Genomic DNA, 18249 nt, shown 5'->3' on the forward strand with positions numbered 1-18249 from the left:
CCCGCGGACTCACTACCAGCGTCGTCCGAAGTGATTGAATGAATTCCCTTCATATCTATCACTTCTGACACTTCGGGCACCAGAACGTCGATCGCCCGTTCTGCACGAAGCGCTGCACCGTGCCGCCGCAGGTCGGGCACGGCTCGCCTTCGCGGTCGTAGACCTTGAACGCGTGCTGGAAGTAGCCGAGCTCGCCGCTGGTCTGGCGATGGTCGCGCAGTGACGAGCCGCCGGCCTTGATCGCTTCGCCCAGCACCTCGCGGATCGCCTCGGTCAGCCGCACCGCGTGGTCGGTCGGCTCCTCCTTGCGATTGGCCAGCGTCGCGGCTTTGCGCTTGGGCGACAGGTGCGCGCGGAACAGCGCTTCGCAGACATAGATGTTGCCGAGTCCGGCGACGACGCGCTGGTCGAGCAGCGCCGCCTTCAGAGACGTGTTCTTGCCGACGCAGGCTTTCGCCAGCAGGCTGGCGTCGAACGCGTTGCCGAGCGGCTCGGGGCCGAGGCCCTTCAGATGGGGTTCGGCGTCGATCTCGCTTCGCGGAAACACCTTCATGAAGCCGAAACGGCGCGGGTCGTTGAACACGATGCGGGCACCGGACGCCATTTCGAACACGACATGATCGTGGGTGCGGTCCTCGCTGCGCGGATAGTGGAACTCGCCCGGCTTGGTCTCGCCGTCCGCCTCGACCACCCGGAACGAACCGGACATCCCTAGATGCATCAGCAGCACGTCGCCGCTCGACAGATCCGCCAGCAGATATTTGGCGCGCCGGCCGAGGCCGGTGACGGTCTGGCCGGTGAGTCGGGCGACGAAGTCCTTCTGCAGCGGAAACCGCAAATTCTCCCGGTGCGCCACCGCGCGGTCGATCCGAAAGCCCTCCATCGCCGGCTGCAGCCCGCGGCGGACGGTCTCGACTTCGGGGAGTTCGGGCATCGGGTTCGCTCGGAAAGGGCTTTAAGCCACTCGATTGGCTTGAATTTCAGGCATGGCGGCGACAACCCGGCGATTGCGGCCGGCGCCGGCCGTCGTTGCATTCTACATTTGGCGTCAGCCAGTTAAGGCATTCAGGTGATAGCGCCTCCGCACCAAGCGCGCTATATGGTCCGCCGCGGACCGCCGTTTTCGTGTTTCGGGCGGCAATCGGCCCGAAAAACCGTCCGCGCGCAGGAGTTGAAGGCATGACTGAGCCGGGCGAGACCACGCATTTCGGCTATCGCGACGTTCCGCTGGACGAGAAGCAGACGCTGGTCAACGACGTGTTTCACAGCGTCGCCGGCCGCTACGACCTGATGAACGATCTGATGTCGGGCGGCATGCACCGGTTGTGGAAGGACGTGATGATCACGACCCTCAACCCGCCGCGTGACGACACGCCGTTCCGGCTGCTCGACGTTGCCGGCGGCACCGGCGACATCTCGTTCCGTGCCGCCAAGGCCTCGGGCGCCGGCTTTCACGCCACCGTCTGCGACATCAACACCGACATGCTCGAAGTCGGCCGCCAGCGCGCGGTCGAGCGGAACCTCGACGACAAGGTCGATTTCGTCGAGGGCAACGCCGAGAACCTGCAGTTCGACGACCGCAGCTTCGATGCCTACACCATCGCGTTCGGCATCCGGAACGTGCCGCGGATCGATCTGGCGCTGAAGGAAGCCTATCGGGTGCTGAAGCCGGGCAGCCGCTTCCTGTGCCTGGAGTTCTCGTCGGTCGACGTGCCGGGCCTGTCGAAGCTGTACGATCTGTTCTCGTTCAAGGTGATCCCGGAGATCGGCCGCGTCGTCACCGGCGATGCCGAGAGCTACCAGTATCTGGTCGAATCGATTCGCAAATTCCCCAAGCCGTATGATTTCGCCGAGATGATGCGTGACGCCGGCTTCGCGCGCGCCAACTGGCAGGTGATGAGCGGCGGCATCGTCGCGCTGCATTCGGGCTGGCGTTTGTGATCGCAGCACTCACTCATCTGGCGCGGCTCGGCCGCGCCGCCTTCGTGTTCGCGCGCGAGGGCGTGTTCGGCGTTGTCGATCCGGGTTTGATTCCGCCGGCCGGCCAAGTGCCGGTGCGGCTGGCGCGGCTGATCGAGCGCGGCGGCGCCAAGTCCGGGCCGCGGCTGTCGCGGGCGCTGACCCGCCTCGGCCCGGCCTATCTCAAGCTCGGACAATTCCTCGCCACCCGTCCCGACGTGGTCGGTGTGGCGATGGCGCGCGATCTGGAAAGCCTGCAGGACCGGCTGCCGCCGTTTTCGCAGGAGGAGGCCGAGCAGGCGATCGCCGCCTCGCTGGAACGCCCGGTTCGTGACGTGTTCGTCAGCCTCAGCGCGCCGGTCGCGGCCGCCTCGATCGCCCAGGTGCATCGCGGCGAGATCGAGGTCGACGGGGTGCGCAAGCAGGTCGCCGTCAAGGTGCTGAGGCCGAACGTGTCGGCGCGGTTCAGGCGCGATCTGTCCGACTTCTTCTATGTGGCCGAGAAGGCGGAAATCTATTCGGCCGAAGCGCGTCGGCTGCGGCTGGTCGAAGTCATCAACACCATGTCGCGCTCGGTCGCGATGGAGATGGACCTGCGGCTGGAGGCGGCCGCGGCGTCCGAGATGGCCGAGAACACCAAGGACGATCCGGACTTCCGCGTCCCCACCGTCGACTGGAATCGCACCACCCACAACGTGCTGACGATGGAGTGGATCGACGGCATCCCGCTCAACGATCACGCCCGCCTCCAGGCCGCAAATGTCGACACCGTCGAGCTCGGCCGCAAGGTGATCCAGAGCTTCCTGCGCCACGCGCTGCGCGACGGCTTCTTCCATGCCGACATGCATCCCGGCAATCTGTTCCTGGGCAGCGACGGGCGCCTGGTCGCGGTCGATTTCGGCATCATGGGGCGGTTGTTGCCGAACGAGCGGCGATTCCTCGCCGAAATCCTGCTCGGCTTCATCACCCGTAATTATCGCCGCGTCGCCGAGGTGCATTTCGAAGCCGGCTACGTGCCGCCGCATCACTCGGTGGAGAATTTCGCGCAAGCGATCCGTGCGATCGGCGAGCCGATCCACAATCGCACGGCCGAAGAAATCTCGATGGCCAAGCTGCTGACGCTGCTGCTCGAGGTCACCGGCCTGTTCGACATGCGGACCCGGCCGGAGCTGATTCTGCTGCAGAAGACCATGGTGGTGGTCGAGGGCGTGGCGCGGTCGTTCGATCCGAAGCTCGACATCTGGAAGGTGGCCGACCCGGTGGTGCGCGAATGGATCCAGCGCAATCTGGGTCCGATCGGCAAGGTCGAGGGCGCGCTCGCCGGCGCCGGCGAGCTGGGCCACACCTTGAGCGGCCTGCCGACCATCGTGTCGCGCGCGGTCACCGTGCTGAACCAGCTCGAGGTGATGACCAAGGACGGCCTGGTGCTGGCGCCGGAGACCATCGCCGCGATCGGCCGCACCGAGCGGGGGCGCACCCGTGGCCGGACGGTGGCGCTGTGGGTGATCGCCGCGACCTTCATCGGCGTCCTGATCGCGCTGTCGCGGATGATCTGACCGCATTGCACTCATCTCTTGAATGCAATGCGAGCGTCGACTAGCCTTCCTCCATGGCCAATCTGACGATCCGCAAGCTCGACGATCTCCTCAAAGCCGAACTGCGCCAGCGCGCGGCCGCCAACGGCCGTTCGATGGAAGACGAGGTTCGGGTCATCCTGCGCGATGCCTGCCACAAGCGGCTCGGCTTCGCGGAGCCCGCCTCCGCCGAGCTGTCCGTTCCCCCCGCCCCGGCGCCCGATGATCCGCCGGATGGCGCGCGTCTCCAGTCGCAGCCGGATGGGGCGCGGGTGACCCTGATCGTCGGCGGCGGCATCGCGGCCTATAAGTCGATGGACCTGATCCGCCGGCTGAAGGAGCGCGGCGCCGATGTCCGCGTGGTGCTGACCAAGGCCGCGCAGCAATTCGTCACGCCGCTGACCGCGAGCGCGCTGTCGCATCAGCGCTGCTACACCGATCTGTTCGATCCTGCGAGCGAGTTCGATGCCGGACACATCCGTCTGGCGCGCGACTGCGACCTGATCGTCGTCGCGCCGGCGACCGCCGACCTGATGGCCAAGATCGCCGGCGGCCATGCCGACGATCTTGCGACCGCGATCCTGCTCGCCACCAATCGCCAGATCCTGCTGGCGCCGGCGATGAATCCGCTGATGTGGAACAACGCCGCGACCCGGCGCAACGTCGCTCAGCTCAGGCAGGACGGCGTCGCGATGGTCGGCCCCAATGCCGGCGAGATGGCCGAGCGCGGCGAGGCGGGGGTCGGCCGGATGGCGGAGCCGATCGAGATTGCGGCCGCGGCCGAAGCGCTGTGGCGGCCGCGGCCGCCGAAGCCGCTGCTCGGCAAGCGCGTGCTGATCACCGCAGGCCCGACCCACGAGCCGATCGATCCGGTGCGCTACATCGCCAATCGCTCGTCCGGCAAACAGGGCTACGCGATCGCAGCGGCTGCTGCCGCCGCCGGCGCGGAGGTCGCTCTGATCTCTGGTCCGGTCGAATTGCGGGCGCCGGCAGATGTTGATCTCACCCGGGTGGAGTCGGCACGCGAGATGCTTGCTGCCGTCCAATCCGCGTTGCCGGCGGATGTGGCGATTTTCGCCGCCGCGGTGGCGGACTGGCGGGTTGCGGCCGAAGGCGAGCAGAAGCTGAAGAAGGGCGCCGGCGGGCCGCCGCCGCTGCAGCTCACCGAAAACCCCGACATCCTGGCGACGATCTCGAAACTGACCGAAAGCCGGCCGCCGCTGGTGATCGGCTTTGCGGCCGAGACCGAAAACCTGATCGACAATGCGACCGCAAAGCTGGCCCGCAAGGGCTGCGACTGGATCGTCGCCAACGACGTCTCGCCGGCCACCGGCGTGATGGGCGGCGATCGCAACACCGTGCATCTGCTGATACGCCACGGTGCCGCCACCGATCTCGAATCGTGGCCGCTGATGACCAAGGACGAAGTCGCGACCGCGCTGGTGGCTCGGATCGTCCAAACCATGGCAGTTCCCGCATGACCCAAGTGATCACCGTTTCGATTCGCCACCTGCCGCACGGCGAAGGCCTGCCGCTGCCGGAGTATCAGACCGCGCATGCCGCCGGGCTCGACCTGATCGCAGCCGTCCCGCAGGATGCGCCGCTGACGCTCCAGCCCGGCTGCTACGTACTGGTTCCCACCGGTCTCACCATCGCGCTTCCGCAAAACTACGAGGCCCAGGTTCGGCCGCGTTCGGGCCTTGCCGCCAGACACGGCGTCACCGTGCTGAACGCGCCGGGCACGATCGATGCCGATTATCGCGGCGAAATCGGCGTGCTGCTGATCAATCACGGCAGCGGGCCGTTCACCATCCGGCGCGGCGAGCGGATCGCTCAGATGGTGATCGCGCCGGTCAGCCGCGCCGAGTTCGTCGCGGTCGAGGCGCTGCCCGAGAGCGATCGCGGGGCCGGCGGTTTCGGTTCGACCGGCCGCTGAGTAGCGATTTGCGTTGAGGTGCTACTTCCGCGACTCCACTAGATTTAGTGTCAAGCGCGGCCGGAATTGCTGTCGGAAAATATAAACCGTCCGTTTACGAACGGTCGCGTCTCCGTTCACGGTCTGGACTCTTACCCGCCGAGTCGCGATGGCGATAATGTCGCTTGATTCGGCTATGGCGCGGCTTGTGAGTTGCGCCGTGCGGTTTGGGGCAATCGATGTCAGGCGTATTGGGGTCCATACGTCGGACCAGTCTGTCGTGCACCTCCCTGGTGCATGGTTTGGCTGGGACGGCAGTGATGGTCGCGTCGTCGCCGGCGCGAGCCGCAGACGATCACTTGGCCGCCATCACCTCGTCGCTGCTGCTGGATCTGAACCGCCACGAGATGATGACGCTGATCATCGCGCTCGCGGCGCTCGGCTTTTCGGTGATGTCGGCGATCATGCTGGTGCGGACGCGGCAACGCGCGGCGGCGCGCGAGGCCGGGCTGCGGGCCGACCTGCAGGGACTGCAGGCCGAGTCGGATCGCTTCCAGGCGTTGCTGTTCGCCGAGCCGCAGGTGCTGATCTCCTGGATCGCCGGTGACAGCCGGCCGCGGATCAGCGGCGACACCGCACTGTTTCTGCCCGCCGAGCCCCAGAGTCGCCAGCCGCAGCGCATCCTCGCCTTCGGAACCTGGCTGCCGCCGGAGCCGGCGTTGCAGATGGACCACGCCGTCGATGCGCTGCTCGACAAGGGTGAAGGCTTTCTGTTGCAACTCGTCACCTCGAACGGCCGGTCGATCGAGGCGATGGGGCGTGCGGTGGGCGGTCAGGCCGTCGTCCGCATCCGCGAGCTGAGTGGCGTCCGCCGGGAGCTCGCAGACATGACGCGGCGCTTCAAAGCGCTGCAGGAAGAAACCGAGATGCTGCGCGGCTTCGCCACCGCGGCGCCCTGGCCGATCTGGACCCGCCGCGCCGACGGTACACTCAGCTTCGCCAATGCCGCCTACGCGCGCGCGACCGATGCCAGCGATGCGGCGGATGCGATCGGCCGCAATCTCGAACTGCTCGATACCGGCGACCGCGCCGCTCTGGCCCGCTCGCTCGGCGACAGCGCCGAATTCACTGGCCGGTTGCCGATCGTGGTCGGTGGCGAGCGCCGCTATTTCGACGTGCGGGCGCTCAAGGTGCCCGGCGGCAGCGCCGGCATTGCGGTCGATGCCACTGAAACCGCCGCGCTCGGTGTCGCGCTGGAGCGCATGGCGGATGCACATCGCCGGACGCTCGATCAGCTTTCGTCCGGTGTCGCAGTGTTCGATGCGCAGCGGCGGCTGAAATTCTACAACGACTCCTATCGCAAACTCTGGGACCTCGACCGCATCTTCCTCGATAGCCATCCCGACGACTCCACCGTGCTCGACCGGCTGCGCGCCGAGCGCAAGCTGCCGGAGGAGCGTGACTTCAAGGCGTGGAAGAACAAGCTGCACGAAGCCTATCGGGCGGTCGAGGCCGACAAGGACGTCTGGTATCTGCCGGACGGCCGCGCCGTCAGCATCATCACCACGCCCAATCCGGAAGGCGGCGTCACCTATCTGTTCGACGACGTCACCGAGAGCCTCGACCTCAAGCGCCGCTACGGCGGTCTGATCGACGTCCAACGCGAGACGCTGGACAACCTGTCCGAGGCGGTCGCGGTGTTCGGCTCCAACGGCTGCGCGCAGTTGTTCAATCCGCCGTTCGCGCGGATGTGGAACCTGTCCGCCGAGGCGATGCAGAGCCAGCCGCACATCGAGGCGATCGAGACGTGGTGCCGGCCGCTGTTCGACGACGACGTGTTCTGGCAGGCGCTGCGCGGCGCCATCACCGGCATCGACGATCGCCGCCATGTGCTGCTCAAGCTCGAGCGCAAGGACGGCAGCGTGCTGGCCTGCAAGACGATGCCGCTGCCCGACGGCGCCACGATGCTGACGTTCCAGGACCTCACCGACACCGAGAACGTCGAGCGGGCGCTGCGCGAGCGCAACGAAGCGCTGGAGACCGCCGATCGGATCAAGATCGATTTCGTCCACCACGTCTCGTACGAGCTGCGTTCGCCGCTGACCACGATCATCGGCTTCGCGCATTTCCTCAGCGATTCCTCGACCGGGCCGCTCACCGACAAGCAAGCCGAGTACGTGAACTACATCACGACCTCGACCAACGCGCTGATGGCGATCATCAACAACATCCTCGATCTCGCCAGCATCGATGCCGGGGCGATGACGCTCAATCTGGGGCCGATCGACATCCGCAAGGCGATCGACGCCGCGGCGGAAGGGATTCAGGATCGACTGGCCCGCGACCAGATCGCGCTGCAGATCGACGTCGATCCGGAGATCGATCGTTTCGTCGGCGACGAGCGGCGCGTCGTGCAGGTTCTGTACAATCTGCTGGCCAATGCGGTGGACTTCTCGCCGCCGCAGGGGACGGTCCGGTTGACGGTTCGCAGGGGCGAAACCCGGGTGGCGTTCACCGTCGCAGATGCCGGTCCGGGGATCGCGCCGGCGTTCAAGGACAGGATGTTCGATCTGTTCGAAAGCGACCCGCAGGGCTCGCGGCATCGCGGCGCAGGCCTCGGATTGTCACTGGTGCGCTCGTTCGTCGAACTGCACGGCGGCAAGGTCGAAGTCGAGTCGACGGTCGGCCGCGGAACCTCGGTGACCTGCGAGTTTCCGCTCGAGCAGTCCGCCCAACGCCACGCGGCCGAATGAGCGCGGCGGCGACATTCTCAGTCGCGCTGGCCAACGAGGCGGCGACCACGCGGCTGATGGCCGAGGTCGCGCTGCTGATCGGTCCCGGCGACGTCGTCACCCTGTCGGGCGATCTCGGCGCCGGCAAAACCGCTGCGGCGCGGGCGATGATCCGCTATCTCGCGGCCGACGACACGCTCGAAGTGCCGAGCCCGACCTTCACGCTGGTTCAGACCTACGATCTGCCGCCTTATCCGCTCCTGCATGCGGATCTGTATCGGGTCGAGGATCCGTCGGAACTGGAAGAGATCGGCCTGTCGCCGCTGCCGGACGGCACCGTGGCGCTGATCGAATGGCCCGAGCGCGCTGGCGCGGCGCTGCCGGAAGACCGCATCGACATCGCGCTCAGTCATCGTCCGGCGCTCGGCCCATCGGCGCGCGCGGCGGAAATCACCGGCCACGGCAAGGCCGTGAAGCAGGTCGAACGGCTCGCCGCGCTGCGCAGCTTCATCGAGACCGCCGGCTATGCCGAGGCCGAGCGTCTGCACATGCCGGGCGATGCCTCGACGCGCTCCTACGCCCGGCTGCAGCGCGGCACCGAAAGCGTGATTTTGATGAACGCGCCGCGCCGTCCCGATGGGCCGGCGCTGTATGCCGGCAAGAGCTACAGCGCTGCGGTGCATCTGGCCGAGGACGTCCGGCCGTTCGTCGCGATCGGTCAGGGCCTGCGCGAGCGCGGCTTTTCCGCCCCCGCCATTCATCATGCCGATCTCGATGCCGGCTTCCTGATCACCGAGGATCTCGGCAGCGTCGGTGTGGTCGAGGGTGATCCGCCGGCGCCGGTGGTGGCTCGCTATCAGGCCGCCACCGACATGCTGGCGGCGCTGCATGCCAAGCCGCTCCCTGATCATCTTCCGCTGTCGCCGCGCGAAAGCTACGCGGTGCCGACCTTCGACGAAGACGCCATGATGATCGAAGTCGGGCTGCTGCCGGAGTGGTATCTGCCGGATCGCGGCGTGATCCCGACCGAGGCGCTGCGCGCCGAATTCGTCGCGTTGTGGCGCAAGCTGCTGGCCGACATTGCCCGCGAAGCACGGACCTGGGTGCTGCGCGACTTTCACTCACCCAACCTGATCTGGCTCGGCGACCGCCCCGGCATCGAGCGGGTCGGGATCATCGACTTTCAGGATACCGTACTGGGGCCCGCCGCCTACGACGTGGTCTCGTTGCTGCAGGACGCCCGGATCGACGTGCCGGAAGCGGTCGAATTGTCGCTGCTCGGCCGCTACGTCAAAGCACGGCTGGCGGCCGATTCTGAATTCGACGCTGCCGGCTTTGCGCGGCTGTATGCGGTGATGTCGGCGCAGCGAAATACGCGGCTGCTCGGAACTTTCGCCCGGCTCAACCGGCGGGACGGCAAGCCGCACTACCTGAAGCATCAGCCGCGGGTGTGGGCGTATCTTGCACGCTCGCTGGCCCATCCGGCGCTCGCCGAGGTCCGGGCCTGGTACCGCGCCCAGGTGCCGCCACCGCTCTGATTCGGCGGATTTCCTTTACGCATCTTTAGAGCCGGCCCCGTAGTGTTGCGGGGTCGCTGCGGCACGGCCCAGCGGCGCCAAGACCGAACTGCAGGACGATGGAATGGTTGCCGAACGCAATAAGGACGGCCGCGTCGTGTTCGATCGCGGGTTGCGGGCTCAGATGATGGCGATCGACGGCACCTGGCGCCGTCCCTGTCTGATCGAAGACGTCTCCGAGCTCGGAGCCAAGCTGACGATCGAAGGCTCGGTCGAAGGCCTCAATTTGAAGGAATTCTTCCTGCTGCTGTCGTCGACGGGGTTGGCGTATCGGCGCTGCGAGCTGAGCTGGATCAATGGCGACCAGATCGGCGTCACCTTCCTGCGTCTCGACAAGAAAAAGAAGCGCCCGGCCGCACAGGTGGAGAACGCCTGAGCCGGCTCGCCGATCGGGCCGGAACGGACCGCCCGCGTCGTATCGTCGTCATGATCGCAGACTACCCAGTGACCGCCTCCGATAGACCGATCGGGGCAGCGTGATACAATCGATTCGCGCCGTTTTGGCGCGTTCCGAGTCGGAGAACATGACGGTTCGTCCCCATAAAGCCATGGTGCTGGCCGCTGGCCTCGGCCTGCGGATGCGCCCGCTCACCGATCACATGCCGAAGCCGTTGGTGCGAGTCGCCGGCCGTCCGCTGCTCGACCACGTGCTCGACCGGCTCGCCGAAGTCGGCGTCGCCGAAGCGGTGGTGAACGTCCACTATCTGCCGGACCAGATCATCGACCACGTTGCGGGACGGCAGAGCCCGCGGGTGATGATTTCCGACGAACGCGGTCAGGTGCTCGGCACCGGCGGTGCGGTGGTCAAGGCGCTGCCGCTGCTCGGCGATGCGCCGTTCTATCATCTCAACGCCGACACGGTCTGGATCGACGGCGTCCGGCCGAACCTGGCGCGCCTCGCCGAAGCGTTCGATCCGGTACGGATGGACATCCTGCTGCTGATGGCGCCGACTGCGGCCAGCATCGGCTATGCGGGCAAGGGCGACTTCGCGATGAGCCCGGACGGCACCCTGCACAAGCGGAAAGAGACCGAGGTGGTGCCGTTCGTCTATGCGGGCGCCGCGATCATGTCGCCGGCGATCTTCCAGGATGCGCCGCAGGGCGAATTCTCGCTGACCAGGATGTTCGATCGCGCTGCCGAACAACAGCGGCTGTTCGGCCTGCGGCTCGACGGGGTGTGGATGCATGTCGGCACGCCCGAGGCGGTGACGGCGGCGGAACGGGCGTATCTCGCCAGCGTGGCCTGAGCCCGCCACCTCCTTTCGCCGGATTGGCCGTGTCATGATGGCGCGAGCGAATCAGGACATCGATGCACGTCTTCAGCGTTCCATCTTCGGCGCCGTTTCTGCGCACGGTCATCGCGGCCCTGGTCGACGGCCGGCTGGTCGACGGCTTCGAGGCGCGTAGCGCGCCGGAGCGGCTCGCCGACGCCACGCTGTATCTGCCGACCCGCCGCGCCGGCCGGATGGCGCGCGAGATTTTCCTCGACGTGCTCGGCACCGATGCGGTGTTGCTGCCGCGGATCGTCGCGCTCGGCGATATCGACGAAGACGAGCTGGCGTTTTCGCAGGCCGCATCCGGCCTCGCCGATCTCGAGATTCCGCCGGCGCTCGACGGGCTGCCGCGCCGGCTGCTGCTGGCGCAACTGATCGCAAGCTGGGCGGCGCGGCTGAAGCCGGACGATCCGGTGCAGGCGCCGCTGGTGGTCGGCGGACCGGCCTCGGCGCTGGCGCTCGCCGACGATCTGGCGCGGCTGATCGACGACATGTCGACCCGCGGCGTCGATTGGTCGGCGCTCGGCACGCTGGTGCCCGATGCGTTCGATCGCTACTGGAGCCTGACGCTCGATTTCCTCAAGATCGCCGGCCACACCTGGCCGCAACATCTGAAAGAGACCGACCGGATCGAACCGGCGGCTCGCCGCGACCGGCTGATCGACGCCGAGGCGCAGCGGCTGGCGACCCAGCGCAGCGGCCCGGTGATCGCCGCCGGCTCGACCGGCTCGATGCCGGCGACCGCGAAGCTGCTCACCGCGATCGCGCGATTGCCGCATGGCGCGGTGGTGCTGCCTGGCCTCGATGTCGATCTCGATGATGCGGCATGGGATCTGATCGGCGGCAGCCGGGACCGGCAGGGCAAGCTCGTCACACCGCCATCGCCGAACCATCCGCAATACGCCATGCATAGCCTGCTCGACCGGATGGGCGTAGGACGTCGGGATGTGCAGCAACTCGGTACGCCCGCTCGGCACGGCCGCGAACTCCTCACCTCCGAGGCGTTGCGGCCGTCATCGGCAACCGCCGTATGGCACGATCGGCTGAAGGATGCCGACGTCGATCGCCTGATCGGCGAAGGTACCGGCGGGCTGACGCTGATCGAAGCGCCGAATTCGGAAGCCGAGGCGCTGGCGATCGCGGTGGTGCTGCGTGAGGCGCGGGAGCAGGGCAAGACCGCCGCGCTGGTCACGCCGGATCGCGCGCTGGCGCGCCGCGTGGTCGCTGCACTCGGCCGCTGGCATCTTCCGGTCGACGATTCCGGCGGCGACTCGCTGATGGAGACGCAGCCCGGCATTTTTGCGCGGCTTGCGGCCGAGGCTGCACTTGAAGGCTGCGAGCCGGCGACATTGCTGGCTCTGCTCAAGCATCCGCTGCTCCGGCTCGGCCGCGCTGATCATGGCTGGCGCCGCGCGATCGAAACCCTGGAGCTGGCGCTGCTGCGCGGCCCGCGGCCGCCTGCCGGCTGCCACGGGCTCGCCAAGGAGTTCGCAATCTTTCGGATTGAACTCGCCAAGCTGAAGCGCGGCGAGGCCAGCGCGCTGCATCCGTCCGAGCCGCGCACACGATTGTCGGAGCCGAGCCTCGACGATGCGCAGGCGCTGATCGCGCAGCTCGAGGCCGCGCTCGCACCGCTGGAGACGTTCGGACCGAGCCCGCTCGATCTGTGCGAGATCGGCGCGCGGCATCGCGACGTCTTGAAGGCGTTGACGGCCGATCACGACGGCATCGCCGAAGCCTTCGAAGGCCCGCAAGGTTCGGCACTGCTGCGAGCGTTCGACGATCTCGCCGCGGTCGGGCCGGCGAGCGGCGTGCTGGTCGCTGCGCGTGACTATGGCGAAGTGTTCGAGACCGCGTTCGGCGATCGCGTCGTCCGCCGTCCCGAACTCGCCGAGGCGCCGATCCGGATCTATGGCCCGCTCGAAGCCCGTCTGACGCAGCAGGACCGGGTCGTGCTCGGCGGCTTGGTCGAGGGCGTCTGGCCGCCGGCGCCGCGGATCGACCCGTGGCTGAGCCGGCCGATGCGGCACGAACTCGGGCTCGATCTGCCGGAGCGCCGCATCGGCCTGTCGGCGCACGACTTCGCGCAGGCGCTCGGCGCCGACGAAGTGTTCATTGCCCACGCCGCCAAGGTCGGCGGTGCGCCCGCGGTGGCGTCGCGCTTCCTGCACCGGCTCGAAGCGGTCGCCGGCGAGGATCGCTGGAAGGCGATGAAGGCGCGCGGGCAGATCTATCTGGATTACACGCACGAACTCGATCGCCCCGAGAGCGTGACGCCGATCGCGCAGCCTGCACCGAGGCCGCCGCGGATCGCGCGGCCGCTGAAACTGCCGGTCACCGCGATCGAGGATTGGCTGCGCGATCCGTACACGATCTACGCCAAGTACATCCTGCGGCTGTCGCCGCTCGATCCGGTCGACATGCCGCTGTCGGGTGCCGATCGCGGCTCGGCGATCCATGCGGCGCTCGGCGAATTCACCGAACGCTATCAGGACGCGCTGCCGGACGATCCGGTGACGGCGCTGCGCGAGATCGGCCAGAAACACTTCGCGCCGCTGATGGGGCATGCCGAGGCGCGCGCATTGTGGTGGCCGCGCTTCCTGCGGATCGCGACCTGGTTCGCTACGTGGGAGCAGCAGCGCCGTACCGGCGTTGTACAGGTACAGGCGGAGCGCCGCGGCACGCTGACGATCCCGCTTGGTGGCGAACGCAATTTCGAACTGTCGGCGCGTGCCGACCGCATCGAACGGCGCGATGACGGCAGCTACGCGATCCTCGACTACAAGACCGGACATCCGCCGACCGGCAAACAAGTGCGGATGGGGCTGTCGCCGCAGCTTACACTGGAAGCGGCGATTTTGCGCGACGGTGGCTTTGCGGATATTCCGGCGGCCGCCTCGGTGAGCGAGCTCACTTACGTCAAGCTGAGCGGTAATACGCCGCCGGGTGATGAGCGCGTGCTCGAGCTGAAGATCGAGCGCAAGGACGAACCACAGCACCCCGACGATGCCGCCGATGAAGCCCGTGCCAAGCTGGAAGGATTGGTCCGCCGCTTCGAGGACGAGAAGCAGCCCTATCGTTCGCTGGTGCTGTCGATGTGGTCGCAGCGCTACGGCACCTATGATGATCTGGCGCGGATCAAGGAATGGTCGGCGGCCGGCGGTCGCGGAGACGCGACGTCATGAGCCGCGTCATTCCCAACGAGGCCCGCGCCCGGCAGGAGATCGCCTCCGATCCGTCGGCATCGGTGTTCGTCTCCGCCAATGCCGGCTCCGGCAAGACCCATGTGTTGGTGCAGCGCGTGATCCGGCTGCTGCTCGACGGCGTCTCGCCGGAGCGCATCCTGTGTATCACCTTCACCAAGGCGGCCGCCGCCAACATGGCGGAGCGGGTGTTCACCACGCTCGGCCATTGGGTGAAGCTCGACGACGACGCGCTGACAACCGCGATCGGGGCTACCGGGGTCAAAACGGTCGGGCCTTCGCTGTTGGCGCAGGCGCGGAAACTGTTCGCCTGCGCGCTGGAGACGCCGGGCGGGCTGAAGGTGCAGACCATCCACGCGCTGTGCACGCGGCTGCTGCAGCAGTTTCCGTTCGAGGCCAACGTGCCGGCGCGATTCAGCGTGCTCGACGATCGCGATCAGGCCGAGCTGATGCAGCGCGCCAGCCTCGACGTGCTGCTGCGCGCCGCTGCGGCGCCGGACAGCGATGCCGGGCGCGCGCTGGCGTTTGCGATGACCAGCGCTGCCGACGTCACCTTCCGCGACGTGGTGCAGGAAGCCTGCATGAGCCGCGACCGCTTCATGGCGTGGGTGGCGCAGGCCGGCAGCGTCGAGCGTGCGATGGCGCAATTGTCCGCCACGCTTGGCGTTGCGCCGGACGATAGCTGCGAGGCGGCCGATCGCGACATCGTCGATGGCCCGAACCTGCCGCGATCGGAATGGGCTGCGGTCGCGGCGACCTTCGAAGGCGGCAGCGCGAACGATCAGGCGCAGGGCAGGCGGTTGCGCGCCGCGCTGGCGCTGGCGGATACGGCGCAGATCGAGGCCTATCTCCAGGTGTTCTTCACCAAGGAGAGCGGCCTGCGCAAAAGCCTGATTACCAAGAAGCTCGGTGACGGCGCGCCCGGCCTCGCCGAAAGGCTGCAGCGCGAAGGCGCCCGGCTTGCCGGGTTGCTCGAACGACGCCGCGCGCTGGCGTTGCGCGAGCGCACACGGGCGCTGCTGGTGATCGCCGCGCAGGTCGCCGGCAACATCGCGCGCGAAAAGCGCGAACGCGGGCTGCTCGACTACGACGATTTGATCGACAAGACGCTGGCAATGCTCGACAGCGGCGCGGCCGGCTGGGTGCATTTCAAGCTCGACCGCGGCGTCGATCACGTGCTGATCGACGAGGCGCAGGATACCTCGCCGAAGCAGTGGAAGATCGTGGCGCGGCTGATCGACGAATTCACCGCCGGCGAGGGCGCGCGCGATGGCATCAAACGCACCATCTTCGCGGTCGGCGACGAGAAGCAGTCGATCTTCTCCTTTCAGGGCGCGGTGCCGAAGGAGTTCGCCGAGTGGCGTGACCTGTTGCAGCGGCGGTTCACCGGCGCCGGCCTGACCTTCGAAAAGGTTTCGTTCAACTACTCGTTCAGGTCCGGCGCCGCGATCCTGCAGTCGGTCGATCACGTGTTTCGCGATCCGGCGATCTATCGCAGCATCCACGCCGATATCGACTATCCAGTCCACGCGTCGCTCGCAGATGCTGGACCGAGCCTGATCGATCTGTGGCCACTGGAAGTTCCGGACGATCGTCAGCAGATCGAAGGTTGGCAGGCGCCGTTCGACGCGGTGTCCGAAACCAGTCCCGAGGTTCGGCTTGCCGACAAGGTGCGAGGCGAAATCAGCGAACTGATCGGCCGCGGCACCCGGACCGGGCCGGTCGGCCAGCGCCGTCCGCTGAGCTACGGCGACGTGCTGATCCTGGTGCGGCGGCGCGGCTCGGCGTTCGACGCGGTGATCCAGGCATTGAAGCGCGGCGGCATCCCAGTGGCGGGCGCCGACCGGCTGAAGCTGACCGAGCACATCGCGATCATCGACCTGATGAATCTCGCCGACGCACTGCTGCTGCCGCAGGACGATCTGGCGCTCGCAGTGGCGCTGAAAAGTCCGCTGTTCGGGCTCGACGACGACGACCTGTTCAAGCTGGCCTGGCAGCGCAAGGGTTCGCTCCGTGCCGCGCTCGCCGATCATGCCGCGGGCGATCAGAAGTTTGCGGCCGTGCAGCGCCGGCTGGAAAGCTACGCGGCGCGGGCGCAGGTCGAAACGCCGTTCGGATTCTACGCCTGGCTGCTCGGCGGCGATGGCGCCGACAGCGGCCGCGCCCGAATCCTGCGCCGGCTCGGGCCGGAGGCCAACGATGCGCTCGACGAGTTTCTCGAACTGGCGCTTAGCTTCGAACAGAAGCGGGCGCCGTCGCTGCAGGGCTTCATGGCGTGGCTGCGCGAGGCCGACACCGAGATCAAGCGCGACATGGAGATCTCCCGCGACGAAGTCCGGGTGATGACGGTGCACGGCGCCAAGGGGTTGGAAGCGCCTGTGGTGTTCCTGATCGACACCACCTCGTCGCCGGCCGACACCCAGCGGCTCAATCTGATTCGGCTGCCCGGCGGCAACGCCGCGCCGGGCTCGGTCGCCGCGATGGTGTGGGCCGGCCGCAAGGCCGACGATCCGAGCGTCGTCGAGCAGGCGCGCAGCGCGATGATCGAGGAGACCGAGGACGAGTATCGCCGGCTGCTTTATGTTGCGATGACCCGCGCGGCCGACCGGCTGATCGTCGGCGGCTGTATGCCGGGCAACCGCAACGAGGTGCGCCCGCATTCCTGGTACGACCTGATCAGCAAGGGGCTGGAATCGTCCGGGCTGGCGATGCAGTCGGTCCCGCCGGACGGCGTAATCAAGCGCTATTGCCGCCCGGAGGATGTGATCGAGGAAACCGGCTCTGCGATGCCGAGCCAGGAGGCGACGGTTACGTCGCTGCCCGATTGGCTGCGCCGGCCGGCGCCCGGTCTGCCGTCCGCCGAGCAGGTGCTGCGGCCCTCGGATGCCGAGGACGACGATCGGCGCCGGCTGCGCCCAGGGGAGTCTGATGCCAGCCGCAGCCGCGCGCTGCAGCGCGGCACGCTGGTGCATCGGCTGCTGCAATCGTTGCCGGACATTGCCGCTGGCGATCGCTCCGCGGCGGCCGGCCGGTTCCTCGCCCGCAACGCACCCGATTGGAATAGCGAAGACCGCGACGCGCTCGCCGCCCAGGTGCTCGGGCTGATTGCCGATGCCAGGTTCGCGGCAGTGTTCGGCCCCGGCAGCCGCGCCGAGGTGCCGATCGTCGGCCGGCTGCAGCGCCGGGGCGGCCCGGTGCTGGTGTCCGGTCAGATCGACCGCCTGGTGGTGACCGAGACCGAGGTCCTGATCGTCGATTACAAGACCAACCATGCTCCGCCGCGGGTCGAGGCCGAGGCGCCGCGCGCTTACGTCCGCCAGCTCGCCCGCTACCGCGCGGTGCTCGGCGCGATCTATCCACAGCGCACCGTCCGGGCCGCCCTGCTCTGGACTGAAGCGGCTGAAATCATGGAGATTTCGGCCTCTGCGCTGGACGCGGAGCAGGCCGATCTGACGGTGCCGTGAGCCGTGCTTGACCGCACCGCGGTGCGTTCCTACGTTCACCCGTCATCACGGCGCGATTCCCGCCGCCGCTCTTCATCCGGTTTCACGAGGTATCCCATGGCCGTTGGTAAGGTGTCAGACGCCGATTTCGAAAACGAGGTTCTCAACGCCCAGGGGCCTGTGGTGGTGGACTTCTGGGCCGAGTGGTGTGGCCCGTGCCGCATGATCGCGCCGGCGCTCGACGAAATCGCCGGGGCGATGGGTGACAAGGTCAAGATCGTGAAGCTCAACGTCGACGAGAGCCCGGTTACCGCCTCGAAGTACGGCGTGATGTCGATCCCGACCCTGATGATCTTCAAGGGCGGCGAGATGGCCTCGCGACAAGTCGGCGCAGCGCCGAAGGCCAAGCTGCAGCAGTGGATCAGCGCTGCGGTCTGAACTCAGGCGCACGATGAACGCTCTGAAACGGTCGGCATCCGCCGGCCGTTTTGCTTTTGTACGCGCCTTGCTCGCAATGCGGTTGGGTCCGATAGCGGCTTCTCAACTCGTCCTGACCGGCCATGACGACGGAT

Annotated in this window: 12 protein-coding genes; 11 read left to right on the forward strand and 1 reads right to left on the reverse strand. The window is 67.5% G+C overall.

All coding sequences use genetic code 11. From position 1 onward, the window contains the following. Nucleotides 1-58: 58 nt before the first annotated feature. The gene (gene mutM, locus FLL57_RS22345) at nucleotides 59-934 is read right to left on the reverse strand and encodes a bifunctional DNA-formamidopyrimidine glycosylase/DNA-(apurinic or apyrimidinic site) lyase (RefSeq protein WP_142884059.1); all 876 of its coding nucleotides are present in this window, start codon (nucleotides 932-934) and stop codon (nucleotides 59-61) included. Nucleotides 935-1179: 245 nt separating this feature from the next. Here mutM and ubiE point away from each other — a divergent pair, with 245 nt between their 5' ends. From ubiE to trxA, 11 genes are all read left to right on the forward strand, one after another. Further along, the gene (gene ubiE, locus FLL57_RS22350; RefSeq protein WP_013499930.1) at nucleotides 1180-1941 is read left to right on the forward strand and encodes a bifunctional demethylmenaquinone methyltransferase/2-methoxy-6-polyprenyl-1,4-benzoquinol methylase UbiE; all 762 of its coding nucleotides are present in this window, start codon (nucleotides 1180-1182) and stop codon (nucleotides 1939-1941) included. Then, nucleotides 1938-3515: a 2-polyprenylphenol 6-hydroxylase gene (gene ubiB / locus FLL57_RS22355; RefSeq protein WP_047307650.1), complete on the forward strand. Its 1578-nt coding sequence runs from the start codon at nucleotides 1938-1940 to the stop codon at nucleotides 3513-3515. Before ubiE ends, ubiB begins: the two co-directional genes overlap by 4 nt. A gap of 53 nt (nucleotides 3516-3568) precedes the next feature. Continuing rightward, nucleotides 3569-5014: a bifunctional phosphopantothenoylcysteine decarboxylase/phosphopantothenate--cysteine ligase CoaBC gene (coaBC, locus tag FLL57_RS22360; protein WP_047307649.1), complete on the forward strand. Its 1446-nt coding sequence runs from the start codon at nucleotides 3569-3571 to the stop codon at nucleotides 5012-5014. Next, nucleotides 5011-5469, forward strand: a complete 459-nt coding sequence (dut, locus tag FLL57_RS22365) for a dUTP diphosphatase (RefSeq protein ID WP_047307648.1) — start codon at nucleotides 5011-5013, stop codon at nucleotides 5467-5469. The genes coaBC and dut overlap by 4 nt, the downstream gene beginning before the upstream one ends. A 218-nt stretch (nucleotides 5470-5687) precedes the next feature. After that, nucleotides 5688-8201, forward strand: coding sequence for a sensor histidine kinase (locus FLL57_RS22370; protein ID WP_047307647.1), 2514 nt, complete (start codon nucleotides 5688-5690; stop codon nucleotides 8199-8201). Beyond that, nucleotides 8198-9718 (forward strand): tRNA (adenosine(37)-N6)-threonylcarbamoyltransferase complex ATPase subunit type 1 TsaE, encoded by a 1521-nt coding sequence (gene tsaE / locus FLL57_RS22375; protein WP_047307646.1) that lies wholly within the window; start codon nucleotides 8198-8200, stop codon nucleotides 9716-9718. The genes FLL57_RS22370 and tsaE overlap by 4 nt, the downstream gene beginning before the upstream one ends. A gap of 103 nt (nucleotides 9719-9821) precedes the next feature. Next, on the forward strand, nucleotides 9822-10133 hold the full coding sequence (locus FLL57_RS22380; protein ID WP_013499924.1) for a hypothetical protein: 312 nt from the start codon (nucleotides 9822-9824) through the stop codon (nucleotides 10131-10133). Nucleotides 10134-10281: 148 nt separating this feature from the next. Next, nucleotides 10282-11004 carry a nucleotidyltransferase family protein gene (locus FLL57_RS22385; protein ID WP_047307645.1) on the forward strand — a complete coding sequence of 241 codons (723 nt, stop codon included), beginning with the start codon at nucleotides 10282-10284 and terminating at the stop codon, nucleotides 11002-11004. 62 nt (nucleotides 11005-11066) lie between these two features. Then, a complete protein-coding gene (gene addB / locus FLL57_RS22390) occupies nucleotides 11067-14216 on the forward strand; it encodes a double-strand break repair protein AddB (protein WP_047307644.1) in 3150 nt (1049 codons plus the stop codon). Beyond that, complete coding sequence (addA, locus tag FLL57_RS22395; RefSeq protein ID WP_047307656.1) at nucleotides 14213-17698, forward strand: double-strand break repair helicase AddA; 3486 nt, start codon at nucleotides 14213-14215, stop codon at nucleotides 17696-17698. Before addB ends, addA begins: the two co-directional genes overlap by 4 nt. Nucleotides 17699-17794: 96 nt before the next feature. After that, nucleotides 17795-18115, forward strand: coding sequence for a thioredoxin (trxA, locus tag FLL57_RS22400; protein ID WP_011155644.1), 321 nt, complete (start codon nucleotides 17795-17797; stop codon nucleotides 18113-18115). The last annotated feature ends 134 nt before the right edge of the window (nucleotides 18116-18249 follow it).

Origin of the sequence: Rhodopseudomonas palustris (assembly GCF_007005445.1) — a bacterium.
In the GTDB taxonomy this organism is placed as follows: Bacteria; Pseudomonadota; Alphaproteobacteria; order Rhizobiales; family Xanthobacteraceae; genus Rhodopseudomonas; species Rhodopseudomonas palustris_G.